Genomic DNA, 14030 nt, shown 5'->3' with positions numbered 1-14030 from the left:
CCTGACCGTCGATCAGGGGCGCGGGTCGGAGCGGGAGACCCGCGGGCGGGGGAGTCGCCAGCGCCGCGGCAGTAGCGCGCGCTGCGCGGCGTAGGCCCGCACCCGCACCCGGGAGTCCGGGTACTTCTCCGCGACGCGCCGGCTCACCTGCCAGGAGAGCAGGATCGAGTCGATGACGACCGCGACGATCCCGAGCAGCATCAGCAGGGTCGCGGCCAGCCTGATCGATGCGTTCGGGACCAGTCCGCCGACGAAGTAGACGACGGCGATCGGCAAGAAGAACGATCCGACGTTGATCCGCGTGTCCACGAAGTCGCGGGTCAGTACGCGCTCGGGCGCGCGTTCACGCGCTGGCAGCCGGCTGACGTCGCCGGACATCATCGCCGCGCGGTACTCCTGGCTCTGCCTGCGTCGCGCGGCCCGCGCCTCCTGCTTGTTCGCCGAGACGCCGAGCGCACCACCGGGCTTCGTACGGGCGGCCCGCGCCTCCGCCCGGCGGGGCGTGGGCCGGCCCTTGGCCGCCGTGCGCCGCGGATCGGCGACCTTCTCCTGTTCGACCCTCTCCACCTGCTCGGCGATCGGGTCCCCGGGGCCGGGGCCGGCATCGGGGCCGGCGGAGTTGCGTCGTTTCAGCAGAGCCATCAGGGCAGCGCCAACATCTGGTCGAGAGCCTTCCGGGCATAGGTGGCCACGTCCGGGTCGACGGTGATGCGGTTCACCGTCTCACCCCGTACGAGGGACTCCAGCGCCCACACGAGGTGGGGCATGTCGATCCGGTTCATGGTGGAGCAGAAACACACCGTACGGTCCAGGAAGACGATGGTCTTGTCAGGGTGCCTCGTCGCCAGCCGCTGCACCAGGTTCAGCTCGGTACCGATCGCGAACGCCGATCCGGCGGGAGCGGCAGCGACGACCGAGATGATGTACTCGGTCGAGCCGACGAGGTCGGCCGCGGTGACGACCTCCCGCCGGCACTCGGGGTGGGCGAGCACCGTCACCCCGGGGATCCGGCGGCGGACCTCGTCGACGCTGTCGCGGGTGAACCGGCCGTGCACCGAGCAGTGACCCCGCCAGAGGATCATCTTCGCCGCGCGCAGTTGCCGGCGGGTCAGTCCTCCCGAGGGCTTGCGGGGGTCGTAAACGACGCAGTCCTGCTCGCTTGTCCCCAGTTCACCGATGGCGGTGTTGCGGCCGAGGTGCTGGTCCGGCAGGAAAAGCACCCGGGCACCCCCGCGCTCGCCGAAGGCCCACTCCAGCGCGCGCCTGGCGTTCGACGAGGTGCAGATCGTCCCGTCGTGGCGCCCGGTGAACGCCTTGATCGCGGCCGAGGAGTTCATGTAGCTCACCGGAACGGTATCGGCGGCGACTCCCGCATCGAGCAGATCGTCCCAGGCCTGCTCGACCTGCTCGGCGGTGGCCATGTCCGCCATCGAGCAGCCGGCGGCGAGGTCCGGCAGGATCACCTGCTGGTGCGCGCCGGTGAGGATGTCGGCGCTTTCCGCCATGAAGTGCACGCCGCAGAAGACGATCGCCTCGGCCTGCGGCCGCGCGGCGGCCTGCTGGGCCAGCTTGAACGAGTCGCCGGTCACGTCGGCGAAGGCGATGACCTCGTCGCGCTGGTAGTGGTGCCCGAGGATGAACGCCCGATCACCCAGCGCCCGCTTCGCCGCCGCGGCGCGGGCTGTGAGGGCCGGATCGGCCGCCGGGGGGAGTTCACCCGGACAGTCCACGCCACGCTCGCTGGCCGGGTCGGCCTGGCGGCCGAGTAGCAGCAGGGCCAGCGGTGATGGAGTCACACCGACCCGGCCGAGGGCCGGGTCGCGAGCAGGGATGGGGCCGCGCCGCAGGGTCGGGTTGGTGGTCATGGCGCTCCTCCGGTCGACCGGCCCTCGGCCTGGCCGCCTCGTCGTCCGCGGCGGCCGACCGAACGATCCCGCCGGACCCGTCCACGAATGGTCGATGAGACTCTAACTCCCGGCGCCATCGTATGCCGAGCTCTTCGTGGTCAGCTGGCGGCCAGACGAAGGTCACTAACGTGAACGGGAGTGACCACCGTCTCCAGGCATGGTCGGGATCTCGACGTGGTTGGCCCGCGCCGACGTCGCTACCATAGGAAGCGGATCCCGGCCGACGGTGTTGGGCATGGATGTCGGCACAGTGGCAGTGCCGTGCCCGGGGGGTGTGCGCCGGATGGTCGGCGGCGCCCTGCGTACAAGTCAACCGGAACTAGTGGCCTGGCTTGCCAGGCACGTCCACCAAGGGCAGGAGTAGTCCCTATGACCGTTCAGGACACCACGGCACCCGCGACGCAGTCCTCGAGCGTCGTCCTCACCGACACCGCCGCAGGCAAGGTGAAGACCCTGCTCGAGCAGGAGGGTCGGGATGACCTCAAGCTGCGTATCGCGGTGCAGCCCGGAGGCTGCTCGGGCATGCGCTACCAGCTGTTCTTTGACGAGCGGTCCCTCGACGGCGACACCGTCATCGATTTCTCCGGTGTCAAGGTGGCGGTGGACCGGATGAGTGCCCCGTACCTCGGCGGGGCGACGATCGACTTCGTCGACACGATCGAGAAGCAGGGTTTCACTATCGATAACCCGAATGCCCAGGGTTCCTGCGCCTGCGGCGACTCGTTCCACTGATGCGCTGAGCACCGGGCCGTCCCTCCTGCTCGCGTCTCGACGCGAGTCCCGGGTGCGGTTCGGTGACCGGTTGATCAGACTGGTACGTCCGGGAGAGCCTGGTCCGGCCCTTGTTCGTCGGACCGGGCTCTCCCGCATGTGCTGCGTCGGTATCCGCTTGTGCCGGTATTCATCGTTTCCCTTGCCGGCGGGCCGCCGGAATCACGGGACACCGCGATCTGACGCCTCGTAATTCTGACGCCTCCGTGATGACGCGTGTGAACCAGCGCGAGCCGGTGGTTCCGGGCTTCGGGGCAGGCCGGTAAGCTCCTTGATCGTGCGTATCGCCGTGACTGGTTCCATCGCCTCTGACCACCTCATGCGCTTTCCTGGAAGGTTCGCCGAGCAGTTGCTCGCCGACCAGCTTGAGCGGGTCTCGCTGTCCTTTCTCGTCGACGAGCTCGTGATCCGGCGGGGCGGAGTGGCGGCCAACATCGCCTTCGGCCTGGGCCGGCTGGGCCTGCGCCCGATCCTCGTCGGCGCGGTCGGCGAGGACTTCGCCGACTACCGCTCCTGGCTCGACCGGCACGGCGTGGACACCGCCTCCGTGCGGGTCAGTGAGATCGCGCACACCGCGCGGTTCGTCTGCACCACCGACGAGGACCTCAACCAGATCGCGTCCTTCTACCCGGGTGCGATGAGTGAGGCCGCCGACATCGAGTTGAGGCCGATCGCCGAGCGGTTCGGCGGCCTGGACATGGTGATCGTCAGCCCCAACGACCCCGGGGCGATGCTGCGCCACAGCGAGGAGTGCCGGCAGCGGGGATATCCGTTCGCGGCGGACATCTCCCAGCAGCTCGCGATCATGGAGGGCCCGCAGATCCGCGAGCTCGTCGTCGGTGCGGCCTACCTGTTCTGTAACGAGTACGAGAAGGCGCTGCTCGCCAGCAAGACCGGCTGGTCGGACGAGGAGATCCTGGCCAGGGTCGGTGTCCGGGTGACCACGCACGGCAAGGACGGTGCGGTCATCGAGGCCCCGGAGAGCGACCCCATCCGGGTCCCGGTCGTTCCCGCCCGCGCCACCCCGGATCCCACCGGAGTCGGGGACGCCTTCCGGGCCGGGTTCTTCGCCGGCCGGTCCTGGGACCTCTCGCTCGAACGCTCCGCCCAGGTCGGCTCCCTGCTCGCCACCCTGGTCCTGGAGACGATCGGCACCCAGGAGTACACGGTGGAGCCCTCGGAGGTGCTTAAGCGTCTCACCGAGGCCTACGGTTCCGACGCCGCCGCCGAGATCGCCGAGCATCTGCCGGCAATCTGAGCCGGCGGGTTATACAAGCCGCCGGATGACGAACGCCTCCCCGCCTTCCGGAAGCGGGGAGACGTCCACCAGCTCCTGACCCCGCAGCCGGCACCAGGCCACGACGTCCGCGCCGGCGGCGGGGTCGTCGGCCCAGAGCGTGATGGTGCCGGTCACCGGAATCCCGCCGAAGGCGCGGGCCAGATCGATGATCGGCAACGGGCAGCGTCGTCCCCGCGAGTCGACCGTGTGCGGCTGTTCCGTCATCGGATTGTCGGCATCAAAGCCCGGCGGCGCCCAGCCGGTCCCGCACGGCGCGTACGGCTGCGGGCAGCGCCGTCAGCAGGGCGTCGAGATCGGCCTGGGTCGACTCGCGGCCAAAGGATATCCGCAGGTTGCCGTGCGTCAACGCGCCCATGGCGACCAGGACATGGCTCGGGATCAGGGTGTCGGATGTGCAGCTCGACCCGGAGCTCACGGCGATTCCGGTCCGGTCGAGCTCGGTCAGCAGCGCCTCGCCCTCGACGTAGAGGCAGGAGAACGCGCTGATGTGCGGAACCGTCGCCGCCCGGTCCGGATCGCCGAGTAGTTCCACGCCGTTGACGAGTTCGGGCAGCCGGCGGCGCAGTTCGGCCACGTAGCCGGCGAGCCGGGGCGCCTCCGCGGCGAGTTCACCCGCCCGGGCGCTCAGCGCCATGGCTGCGGCGACGACGGCGGGGACGTTCGGATAGCCCGCAACCCGACCGCCCTCCCGCTCGTCAACGGGACCGGGACTGCGCCAGCGGGTCCCGGTGCGCACCGCGAGAACGCCCACCCCGGGTGGTCCGCCGAACTTGTGGGCACTCGCGGTGAGCAGATCCACCCCGAGGTCGGCCAGGTCGACGGGGATGTGGCCGACTGTCACGGCGGCGTCGGTGTGCAGCGGCACCCCGGCGGCGCGCATCCGTTCGGCGACCTCGGCGACCGGCTGGATGGTCCCGACCTCGTGGTTGGCGTGCTGGAGGCTGGCGACGGCGGTACCGGCGACGGGGGTGAAGTCGGCGGGGTCGACCCGGCCGAGATGATCCACACCAATCCTGACGACCCGTCCACCGGCCTGTTCGTGCCGCTGCGCGGCGTGCAGGACGCTGGAGTGCTCGACCGCGCTGACCATGACGACGTCACCCGCACGCCGCCGGGCCGCCGCCGTGCCCAACAGGGCCAGATGCGCCGCCGCCGACCCGCTCGCGGGAAAACTGATCTCGTCCGGCCGGGCCCCGAGCACGCCCGCGACGGTCTCGCGGGCCGCGTCGAGCAGCATGCGCGCCCGGCGGCCCTCCCGATACAACCGTGCCGGGTCGGCCCAACCATCCTGAAGAGCCATTAGCAGAGCCTCGCGCGCGGCAGGGTGCAGCGGCGTGGTCGACGCGTGGTCGAGATAGGCCGGCACCTGTGAAACGGTACGCCGTGAACGGCCGGGAGGGGCGTGCGTCACAGGCGCTGACGGGGGCCTTAGGCGAGAAGGTTCGCGGCTGCTGAGATACGCTGCTGCCGCACCATCTACAGCGTGTCGAAGACAGCATGTCGTCCGGTTGGATCGGCGGGGCGACATGGCGTTTCCAGGGGGTCTCGCGCGCGGGGACGAACGCTGTCCGCCCCGCGGCCGCGGCCCGCTCGTCGTGGGAGGCAGGACCTGGTGAGGAGATCCTTCGGTCGGACCCGGCCGTCGCTCGCGGATGTCGAGGACACGCCGACGACACCGGCTGACTCCGACACACGCGCAGCTGCGGTGTCCGCGGTCGGCGTGCACGGGACGCGGCACATCCGGCCGCTTCGGCGTGTCCTGCGTCTCGGTGCCGTGCTCGCTGTCGTGGGGATCATGGCGACCGCCTGCGACAGGCCTACATTCGGCTATCCCAGGGGCGTGACGAACCAGACGCCGCGCCTTCTCAACATCTGGCAGGGTTCGGCGATCGCCGCGCTCGCCGTCGGTGTGCTCGTCTGGGGAATGATCTTTTACGCGATCATCGCCTTCCGGAAACGCAGCGACGTGCTTCCCCGCCAGGTGCGCTACAACCTGCCAGTCGAGGTTCTCTACACCGTCGTGCCGGTGGTGATCGTGGCCGGGCTGTTCTTCTACACGGCCCGGGACGAGAGCGAGGTCACCAAGCTCTCGCCGAAGCCAGACGTCACCGTTGACGTGATCGCCTTCCGATGGAACTGGCAGTTCAAGTACCTCGACACCGGATCCGGCCGGCAGGGTGCCAACCCGATCGAGGTCACCGGTCGCCCCGGTGAACCGGCGGTGCTCGTGCTGCCGCAGAACCGCTCGATCCGTTTCGTGGAGAGCTCGCCGGACGTCATCCACTCGTTCTGGGTGCCGGAGTTCCTGTTCAAACGGGACGTCATCCCCGGCCGGGTGAACCAGTTTGAACTGACCATCACGAAGACCGGCACCTTCATCGGTCGATGCGCCGAACTGTGCGGGACGGACCACGACCGGATGAACTTCTACGTGAAGGTCGTGCCGCAGGCCGAGTACGACACGTTCATCGCGGACCGGGAGAACGTGGCGATCTCGGCGGCGCCGGCCGTGTCAACGACCGGGACCGCCGCCACCACCGCAACCACCGGGAGTGGACAGTGACCCTCGTACAAGAAGCGGGTGTCGGCCACGCCGACTCCCCGGACTCCCACATCCCCCGGCGGACGAACCTGCTCGGCTATCTGCGGACGACGTCCCACAAGGACATCGCCGTCATGTACTTCGTCACGTCGTTCGGGTTCTTCCTCTTCGCCGGTGTCCTGGCCATCATGATGCGGGCGGAACTCGCCCGCCCGGGGCTGCAGTACTTCTCCAACGAGCAGTACAACCAGTTTTTCACGATGCACGGCACGCTGATGCTGCTCATGTTCGCGACCCCGATCGCGTTCGCGTTCGCGAACTTCCTCGTGCCGCTGCAGATCGGCGCGCCGGACGTGGCGTTCCCGCGGCTGAACGCGCTGTCCTACTGGTTCTTCCTGTTCGGCAGCCTGACGGTGATCCTCGGGTTCCTGACCCCGAACGGCGCCGCGTCCTTCGGCTGGTTCGCCTACTCGCCGCTGAATAACGAGGTGTACTCGCCGGGGGCCGGGTCGGACCTGTGGATCGTGGGACTGACGGTGTCCGGTCTGGGTACCATCCTCGGCGCCGTCAACATGATCACGACGATCCTGACGATGCGGGCCCCGGGCATGACGATGTTCCGGCTGCCGATCTTCTGCTGGAACTTCCTGGTGACCTCGATCCTCGTGCTGGTTGCCTTCCCCGTGCTCGCCGCGGCGCTGCTCGCCCTGGAGGCCGACCGGCGCTTCGGCGCGCACGTGTTCGACGCCGCCAACGGCGGCGCGCTGCTCTGGCAGCACCTGTTCTGGTTCTTCGGCCACCCCGAGGTCTACATCCTCGCCCTGCCGTTCTTCGGCATCGTCAGCGAGATCCTGCCGGTCTTCTCCCGCAAGCCGCTGTTCGGCTACAAGGGTCTGGTCTTCGCCACCATCGGCATCGGAGCCCTGTCCGTCGCGGTGTGGGCGCACCACATGTTCGTCACCGGCGCGGTGCTGCTGCCCTTCTTCGCCTTCCTGTCGTTCCTCATCGCGGTGCCGACCGGGATGAAGTTCTTCAACTGGATCGGCACGATGTGGCGCGGGCAGCTCACCTTCGAGACGCCGATGCTGTTCTGCGTCGGTTTCCTGGTGACCTTCCTGTTCGGTGGTCTGACCGGGGTACTGCTGGCCAGCCCGCCGATCGACTTCCACGTCAGCGACAGCTACTTCGTCGTCGCCCACTTCCACTACGTCATCTTCGGGACCGTGGTGTTCGCCGCCTACGCGGGCACCTACTTCTGGTTCCCGAAGGTCACGGGCCGGCTGATGAACGACCGGCTCGGGAAGATCCACTTCTGGACGGTCTTCCTCGGCTTCCACACGACGTTTCTGGTGCAGCACTGGCTCGGCGTGCAGGGTATGCCCCGCCGGTACGCCGACTACGGACCGAACGACGGGTTCACCACGCTGAACACGATCTCGTCCGCGGGTTCGTTCCTGCTCGCCCTCTCGACGCTGCCGTTCATCTACAACCTCTGGCACTCCTACCGCAAGGGCCCACTCGCCGTCGTCGACGACCCCTGGGGCTACGGGAACTCGCTGGAATGGGCGACCTCCTGCCCCCCGCCGCGGCACAACTTCCGGACGCTGCCGCGCATCCGCTCCGAACGCCCGGCGTTCGACCTGCACTATCCGGCCACGATCGGCCGGATCGACTACCACGCGACTCCCGAGATCAGTTAAGGCGGCCATGGCATGAAGGTGGAAGGCATCATCTTCAACTTCTTCGGAGTTTTCGCCGGGGCCGCCGCGCTGGTGTACTGGTTCTGGTCGAAGGACCCGACCGGCACGGCCGCGCTGACCCTCACCACGGGGCTCGGCCTGCTCGTCGGCGGATACTTGATCTTCACCGGCCGGCGGATCGGGATGCGCCCGCAGGACCTGCCGGATGCGGAGGTCGCCGACGGGGCTGGGGAGCTCGGGCACTTCACCCCGGGCAGCTACTATCCGTTCTTCATCGGGGCCAGCTCGGTGACGGCGGCGATGGGCCTCGTCTTCGGCGTCTGGATGATCATTCTCGGTGCGCTTCTGGTCGTGGTGTTCGTGACTTGCCTGGTCTTCGAGAACTTCTGGCACCCGCCGGTGCCCGAGGACTGATCCCGCCCGGGTCGGGGTCGCCCTTCCCTCGGGGGCCCCGACCCGGGCGGGATCAGAGAGCCGTGGCCGCCGCCGCGTCAACCGCTGCGGCGCTCTGGCTCGCGGTCACCCAGCGCTCCAGGACGGCCCGGGCGGCACCGGAGTCCACCGCCTCGGCCGCCCGGGGCAGGGCGGCGGCGATCTGCTCGGTGACGGGGGCATCGGAGGGGCCGGCCGCGGCGACCAGGGCGGTGGCGGCGGCGAGCAGGACCGCGTCGCGGACGGGTCCGGGCTCACCGGCGAGCACCGACCGGGTGACGGCGGCGTTGTAACGGGCGTCCGCGCCGCGCAGCGCGGCGTGGTCCGCGACGTGGATGCCGACGTCGCGGGGGTCGAACCGCTCGCGGCGCGGCTGTCCGGCGCCGGCCGCGACGACCCACACGGCGGACGTCGTCACCGGGGTGAGCTCGTCGAGCCCGTCGTCGCCGCGGAACACCAGCGCCCGGGTGCCCCGGTCCGCCAGCACCCCGGCGACGACGGGAGCGAGCCGCGCGTCGGCGACGCCGATTGCCTGCGCGCCGGGGCGGGCCGGGTTGCTCAGCGGCCCGAGGATGTTGAACGCGGTGGGCACGCCGATCTCGCGCCGGACCCCGCCGACGTGCCGCATCGCCGGGTGGAAGACCTGGGCGAAGCAGAAGGCGATGCCGGCCGTAGCCAGGCACGCCTCGACGCCGGACGGCGACAGGTCGACCACGACACCGAGCTCCGCGAGCAGGTCCGCCGAGCCGCAGGATGACGACGCGGCCCGGTTTCCGTGCTTGACCACCGGCACACCCGCGCCGGCAACGACCAGCGCGGCCATCGTCGACAGGTTCACGGTGTGGGAACGGTCGCCACCGGTCCCGCAGGTGTCCACGGCGCGGGCCCGTACCCGCTCGGACAGGCTCAGGGGCGTGGCACTGGCCAGCATGGCCTCTACCAGGCCGGCGATCTCCTCCGGCGTCTCCCCTTTGGACCGCAGCGCCACCGCGAACCCGGCCACCTGCGCGGGCGAGGCGACCCCCGCCATGATCTGCTGCATCGCCCAGGCGGTGCGCGCGGAGTCCAGGGACTCGCCCGCTAGCAATGCTCCTATCAGCTCCGGCCAGCTCGTCCCGGCGGTCGGGAGAGCCCCGGCGGGGGACGCCCCGGCGGGGGAGCGGCCGGTGTGGGAGTGGGATGCGCCAACGGTGGTCATACCTCGGAAGCCCTGGATCTCAGTGGGCGAGCTGGGCGCCGGTGAGCGGCCGACGGGCCACGGCGCCGCCGGCACGCGCCCGCAGCAGTGTCACGACCGCCTCGGTGAGTAGACCCGGATCGATCGGATGGGTGACCACCGCATCCGCCTGGGACCAGGTGGCGAGCCAGCGGTCGTCCGGGCGGGCGACCAGCAGGATGGTCGGCGGACAGTTGGTGACCTCGTTCTTCAGCTGCCGGCAGAGCCCCATGCCCCCGCTGGGGGTGGCCTCCGCGTCGAAGACGCACAGATCCGCCTCGTGATGATCGACTACGCCGATCGCCTCGGGGGCGTCGGTGGCCTCGACGAACTCGATCGGACCGAGGTCGGCGGCGGGGAGACGGCCGATCGCGTTCCGGACGTGTTCGCGCACATCCGCTCGGTCGGCGTAGACGAGGACGGTGCTCATGTCGTCCGCGGGCCTTTCGCGAGAGGTGACCACCGCCGACCGGCGGCGAGCCGACCAGCGGTGAACTGCGGACCGCCCTCCAGGCACCTCGGAACTCCAGGCACCCGGAGCTCCGGGCGCCTCGGAAGTGGACGCTGCCATGTGAGAGTTGTCCTGTGCAGGCTACCTCCCGCGGACCGTTGGACGTGACCCGTGTCGCATCGCCCGACTGGCCCTCGCCGGGCCGGGTGAGGTCGGGATCACAGCTCCCTGGTTGCCTTCGGATCGTCCCGGGAGTGATACTGAGAATCGTTCTCAACCGGTGGATCCTGATGCCGGCCGGACCATGTGACGCCTCGAGCGTGATCGCCGGCGGCCTGGGGCGTTCCACCGCCGTACGACGGGCGTGATCCTATGAACGACCAGACCGATCTTCGTCTCACTCCGCAGCGGATGGCCGTGCTGGCGGTGCTGGCTGCCGCCCGCGACCATCCGACCGCGGCCGAGGTCCACGAGCGGGTGCGGACCGTATCCCCGGGGATCGGCAGTGCGACCGTGTACCGCACACTGGCGTTGCTGGTATCCGCCGGCCGAGCGCTCGAGCTGAACCTGGGCGACGGCACGGCGGCCCGGTACGACGCCAACACGAGTCGTCACGACCACGTGGTCTGCGACGGATGCCGTCGGGCGGTCGATATTGATCATCCCGTCCTCGACGGGATGATGGCCCAGATCGCGTGTCGCTCGGGATTCGCCATCACCGGGTACGACCTGCGGTTCCGGGGGCTGTGCCCGGACTGTCAGGCGAACGGCTCCGGCCCGGCCCGCGGCGCGGCCGGGACCGGCCAACAGTGAACACCCATCCACAAGGAGCGCTTCATGCCGAAGCTTGACGGCACCAAGACCCACGAGAACCTCAAGGAGGCATTTGCCGGCGAGAGCCAGGCGAACCGGCGTTACCTCTACTTTGCCCGCCGGGCCGACATCGAGGGGCTGACCGACGCCTCGTCGCTGTTCCGCGACACCGCGGAGGGCGAGACCGGTCACGCCTTCGGGCACCTGGACTTCCTCGCGGAGGTCGGCGACCCGGCGACGGGCGAGCCCCTCGGTACGACCACGAAGAACCTGGCCAGCGCCGTCGCCGGCGAGACCTACGAGTTCACCGCAATGTACCCGGGCTTCGCCAAGACCGCCCGCGAGGAGGGCTTCGAGGAGATCGCGGACTGGTTCTCGACCCTCGCCCGGGCGGAGAAGACCCACGCCGGTCGGTTCAAGAAGGCCCTCGACGCGCTGTCGGCCGAGGAGACGGCCGACGCCTGATCGTCGGGGTTTCTCGATCTACCGGGCCGGGGTGGCGGGGGCGATGCCAGTAGTCCCTCGTCGCCACCCCGGCTCGCATCGTCGCTCCCGCGCCGTGGGCCCTCGGCCGATTCGTGGGCCCTCGGCCGTTCCTGGACCGCCCGCCCGTTTACGGATCCCAGCATTTCCGGACAGGAGATCGCACGGTGGCGCTGACCATCGCCGACATCACCACCGACCACCAGGCGTACGCGGAGCGCCGGCTGCGGCTGCGCAGCCAGATGATCCTGGTGCGCGCCGAACGCCGGGTACGGGTCGGGGACATCGTCGTCCTCGAGTTCGAAAACGAGCAGACGCTGCGCTACCAGGTGCAGGAGATGGTCTACACCGAGCGGTTGACCGCCTCCGCCGACGTCGCCCACGAGATCGATGCCTACTCCCGCCTGCTACCCTCCAGCCACGTCCTCACGGCGACGGTGTTCATCGAGCTCTCGGTTCTGGAGACCGTCCGCGAGGAGTTGGGGCGGCTTGCCGGGCTGCAGCACAGTCTCGCCCTGGAGATCGGCGGAATCCGGGTGGCGGGCGAGGAGATCCCCGGCCTTGACGAGGATCCCGACATGCCCACCGAGACCGTCTCCGTGCACATGGTGCGCTTCGCGCTGACCGATTCGCTCCGGGACGCCTTCCGCGACCCCGGCGTGCCGGTCGAGCTTGTCGTGGAACACCCGGAGTACAGCGAGGCGACGCCGTTGACCGGAGCTACCCGGCGTGTCCTCATCGCGGATCTCGCGTTGCGGTCCTGACCGGCTCACCCGGCCGCTGCCTGCCGGTCACGGTCACGGCTGGTCACGGCTGGCCACGGCCGGTCACGGCCGCGGGTCCCCGTCGCGGGTGAGGTCGGACGCATCCGCGGGTAGTCGGTTCGCGCGCCGCGGGATGGGTAGGCGGAACATCTAGGGCACGCGTCCGTGTCGGCACGTCCGTCCGCCCGTCAACGTCAGCACGTTCATCCACGTCAGGGAGCCACCCGTGACCGATGACCAGCTACGTCCCGACCGCATCCGCCCCGGCGCCGCCGTCCCGCCCGGCGTCCCCTCCGCGCAGGGCACGGCCGCGCGGGCCGCGCTGCACCGCCTCGCCGAGGGCAAGGACGAGTGGGCCGCGCTCGGTGACCTCGCCGCCGCCGAGGTCCTGTTGCCCGACCTCGGTAACGACATCACCGATCTGTCGGAGGAGGACGACAGCCTCCTGCAGCTGCCGGTGGCCGAACGGCAGGACGGCACCCAGTTCGTCCCGACGTTCACCTCTGAGCAACGCCTGGCCGAGGCGCTGCCGGAGGTGGCGCGTTACCGCACGGTCCAGGTGGCGGCCCTGGGCCGGATCTGGCCGTCCGACGATCTTCTGCTCGCGGTCGATCCCGGCTCGGAGGGCGGCATCGCCCTGCCGGCGGACGGCCTGCGGGCGCTCGCCGCGATGTCCGGCTGAGGCCCGCCCCGGCCCGGCGTCACGTCACGTCACGGTCGGGGGTCACGGCGCGGTCGGGGGTGTCCGTGTTGGCTCGACTGTGCCCGCCGGAGGGCGCTGGCGGGCCGGTGTGTCGCGGGTGAGGCACGCAACATCGGCCGGGTCAGCCTTGTCGCTCCGCGTCGTTCGTAGGCCAACTGACATCGCTGTGACCTGCGTTTTTCCAGCTACGGCAGGGCTTTGCCGGGCAGGCGAGGCAGCCGCCACGATGATTCGGGGCGGTCATCGACGGGTCGTAGTCCTACCGAACGTCGAACCTACAGTGGCGCGTGGGCCGTCCCGTGCCAGAATGACCGACGTGGCCTCAGCCCCCGTCCTCGAGAAGGCTCCTCCACCACACCCGACGGCCAACCGTCCCTCGATGGTCTCGGTTGGCACGGTCGTGTGGCTGTCGTCGGAGCTGATGTTCTTCGCGTCCCTGTTCGCGATGTACTTCACGATCCGTTCGGTCAACAGCGGCAACTGGCCGCCGGTCACCGGCGACCCCGCCGGATCCGAACACGGACCCGTGGAGCTGCACGTCGGGTACGCGTTGTTCTTCACCGTGATCCTGGTCCTGTCCAGCGTCACCTGCCAGCTCGGCGTGTTCGCCGCCGAGCGTGGTGACGTGTACGGGCTACGGCGCTGGTACCTGATCTCGCTGATCATGGGTCTGGTGTTCGTCGGCGGCCAGGCGAACGAGTACTTCAGCGAGAACAAGTTCACGATGGCATCGCACGCCTACGGATCGGTGTACTACCTGACCACCGGTTTCCACGGGCTCCATGTGATCGGCGGTCTCGTCGCCTTCTTGATGGTGCTGGGCCGATCGACGTACGGGCGCTTCACACCGGAGAAGGCGACCTCGGCGATCGTCGTGTCGTACTACTGGCACTTCGTCGACGTTGTCTGGATCGCCCTCTTCGCGACCATCTACCTCCTCCAGTGAGC

Annotated in this window: 16 protein-coding genes; 10 read left to right on the top strand and 6 right to left on the bottom strand. The window is 69.6% G+C overall.

Annotation, left to right across the window (positions count from 1 at the left end):
- Window positions 1-12: 12 nt before the first annotated feature.
- Together FRANCCI3_RS15695 and nadA are read right to left on the bottom strand one after the other, a co-directional pair.
- Entirely contained in the window at window positions 13-642 is a 630-nt protein-coding gene (locus FRANCCI3_RS15695; protein WP_011437508.1) for a DUF3043 domain-containing protein, read from the bottom strand.
- Entirely contained in the window at window positions 642-1865 is a 1224-nt protein-coding gene (gene nadA, locus FRANCCI3_RS15690) for a quinolinate synthase NadA (RefSeq protein ID WP_011437507.1), read from the bottom strand. The genes FRANCCI3_RS15695 and nadA overlap by 1 nt, the downstream gene beginning before the upstream one ends.
- 411 nt (window positions 1866-2276) lie before the next feature.
- Here nadA and erpA point away from each other — a divergent pair, with 411 nt between their 5' ends.
- Window positions 2277-2639, top strand: a complete 363-nt coding sequence (gene erpA, locus FRANCCI3_RS15685; protein WP_011437506.1) for an iron-sulfur cluster insertion protein ErpA — start codon at window positions 2277-2279, stop codon at window positions 2637-2639.
- A gap of 316 nt (window positions 2640-2955) precedes the next feature.
- Window positions 2956-3936, top strand: coding sequence for a carbohydrate kinase family protein (locus tag FRANCCI3_RS15680; protein ID WP_011437505.1), 981 nt, complete (start codon window positions 2956-2958; stop codon window positions 3934-3936).
- A gap of 9 nt (window positions 3937-3945) precedes the next feature.
- Here FRANCCI3_RS15680 and FRANCCI3_RS15675 read toward each other — a convergent pair whose 3' ends face one another.
- Complete coding sequence (locus tag FRANCCI3_RS15675; protein ID WP_035731696.1) at window positions 3946-4182, bottom strand: sulfurtransferase TusA family protein; 237 nt, start codon at window positions 4180-4182, stop codon at window positions 3946-3948.
- 13 nt (window positions 4183-4195) lie between these two features.
- Window positions 4196-5344: a cysteine desulfurase family protein gene (locus FRANCCI3_RS15670; RefSeq protein WP_035731691.1), complete on the bottom strand. Its 1149-nt coding sequence runs from the start codon at window positions 5342-5344 to the stop codon at window positions 4196-4198.
- A gap of 246 nt (window positions 5345-5590) precedes the next feature.
- Between FRANCCI3_RS15670 and coxB the strand changes: the two genes are divergently transcribed.
- The 3 genes from coxB to FRANCCI3_RS15655 are packed head-to-tail and all read left to right on the top strand — an operon-like array spanning window position 5591 to window position 8634.
- Window positions 5591-6541 (top strand): aa3-type cytochrome oxidase subunit II, encoded by a 951-nt coding sequence (gene coxB, locus FRANCCI3_RS15665; RefSeq protein ID WP_011437502.1) that lies wholly within the window; start codon window positions 5591-5593, stop codon window positions 6539-6541.
- Window positions 6538-8220 carry an aa3-type cytochrome oxidase subunit I gene (gene ctaD / locus FRANCCI3_RS15660; RefSeq protein WP_011437501.1) on the top strand — a complete coding sequence of 561 codons (1683 nt, stop codon included), beginning with the start codon at window positions 6538-6540 and terminating at the stop codon, window positions 8218-8220. The genes coxB and ctaD overlap by 4 nt, the downstream gene beginning before the upstream one ends.
- 12 nt (window positions 8221-8232) lie before the next feature.
- The gene (locus FRANCCI3_RS15655; protein WP_011437500.1) at window positions 8233-8634 is read left to right on the top strand and encodes an aa3-type cytochrome oxidase subunit IV; all 402 of its coding nucleotides are present in this window, start codon (window positions 8233-8235) and stop codon (window positions 8632-8634) included.
- 52 nt (window positions 8635-8686) lie between these two features.
- Here FRANCCI3_RS15655 and trpD read toward each other — a convergent pair whose 3' ends face one another.
- A complete protein-coding gene (gene trpD, locus FRANCCI3_RS15650; protein WP_011437499.1) occupies window positions 8687-9850 on the bottom strand; it encodes an anthranilate phosphoribosyltransferase in 1164 nt (387 codons plus the stop codon).
- Between the two features lie 19 nt (window positions 9851-9869).
- The gene (locus FRANCCI3_RS15645) at window positions 9870-10298 is read right to left on the bottom strand and encodes a response regulator (RefSeq protein ID WP_011437498.1); all 429 of its coding nucleotides are present in this window, start codon (window positions 10296-10298) and stop codon (window positions 9870-9872) included.
- Between the two features lie 393 nt (window positions 10299-10691).
- Here FRANCCI3_RS15645 and FRANCCI3_RS15640 point away from each other — a divergent pair, with 393 nt between their 5' ends.
- From FRANCCI3_RS15640 to FRANCCI3_RS15620, 5 genes are all read left to right on the top strand, one after another.
- Window positions 10692-11132: a Fur family transcriptional regulator gene (locus tag FRANCCI3_RS15640; RefSeq protein ID WP_011437497.1), complete on the top strand. Its 441-nt coding sequence runs from the start codon at window positions 10692-10694 to the stop codon at window positions 11130-11132.
- A gap of 24 nt (window positions 11133-11156) precedes the next feature.
- Complete coding sequence (locus tag FRANCCI3_RS15635) at window positions 11157-11597, top strand: rubrerythrin family protein (RefSeq protein ID WP_011437496.1); 441 nt, start codon at window positions 11157-11159, stop codon at window positions 11595-11597.
- A gap of 185 nt (window positions 11598-11782) precedes the next feature.
- Entirely contained in the window at window positions 11783-12379 is a 597-nt protein-coding gene (locus FRANCCI3_RS15630) for a DUF3501 family protein (RefSeq protein ID WP_011437495.1), read from the top strand.
- A gap of 226 nt (window positions 12380-12605) precedes the next feature.
- Window positions 12606-13061: an SseB family protein gene (locus FRANCCI3_RS15625; RefSeq protein WP_011437494.1), complete on the top strand. Its 456-nt coding sequence runs from the start codon at window positions 12606-12608 to the stop codon at window positions 13059-13061.
- A gap of 328 nt (window positions 13062-13389) precedes the next feature.
- Window positions 13390-14028, top strand: a complete 639-nt coding sequence (locus FRANCCI3_RS15620) for an aa3-type cytochrome oxidase subunit III (RefSeq protein ID WP_035941687.1) — start codon at window positions 13390-13392, stop codon at window positions 14026-14028.
- Window positions 14029-14030 lie beyond the last annotated feature (2 nt).

Source organism: Frankia casuarinae, assembly GCF_000013345.1.
Classification (GTDB): domain Bacteria; phylum Actinomycetota; class Actinomycetes; order Frankiales; family Frankiaceae; genus Frankia; species Frankia casuarinae.
The sequence above is the reverse complement of the archived record's forward strand: the minus strand, read 5'-3'. Positions and strand labels throughout refer to the sequence as shown.

Excerpts from the sequence above, each read along its gene's own strand:
- FRANCCI3_RS15695 (WP_011437508.1), bottom strand. The coding sequence starts at position 642 with ATGGCTCTGCTGAAACGACGCAACTCCGCCGGCCCCGATGCCGGCCCC.
- nadA (WP_011437507.1), bottom strand. The coding sequence starts at position 1,865 with ATGACCACCAACCCGACCCTGCGGCGCGGCCCCATCCCTGCTCGCGAC.
- erpA (WP_011437506.1), top strand. The coding sequence starts at position 2,277 with ATGACCGTTCAGGACACCACGGCACCCGCGACGCAGTCCTCGAGCGTC.
- FRANCCI3_RS15675 (WP_035731696.1), bottom strand. The coding sequence starts at position 4,182 with ATGACGGAACAGCCGCACACGGTCGACTCGCGGGGACGACGCTGCCCG.
- FRANCCI3_RS15655 (WP_011437500.1), top strand. The coding sequence starts at position 8,233 with ATGAAGGTGGAAGGCATCATCTTCAACTTCTTCGGAGTTTTCGCCGGG.
- trpD (WP_011437499.1), bottom strand. The coding sequence starts at position 9,850 with ATGACCACCGTTGGCGCATCCCACTCCCACACCGGCCGCTCCCCCGCC.
- FRANCCI3_RS15645 (WP_011437498.1), bottom strand. The coding sequence starts at position 10,298 with ATGAGCACCGTCCTCGTCTACGCCGACCGAGCGGATGTGCGCGAACAC.
- FRANCCI3_RS15640 (WP_011437497.1), top strand. The coding sequence starts at position 10,692 with ATGAACGACCAGACCGATCTTCGTCTCACTCCGCAGCGGATGGCCGTG.
- FRANCCI3_RS15635 (WP_011437496.1), top strand. The coding sequence starts at position 11,157 with ATGCCGAAGCTTGACGGCACCAAGACCCACGAGAACCTCAAGGAGGCA.
- FRANCCI3_RS15620 (WP_035941687.1), top strand. The coding sequence starts at position 13,390 with ATGACCGACGTGGCCTCAGCCCCCGTCCTCGAGAAGGCTCCTCCACCA.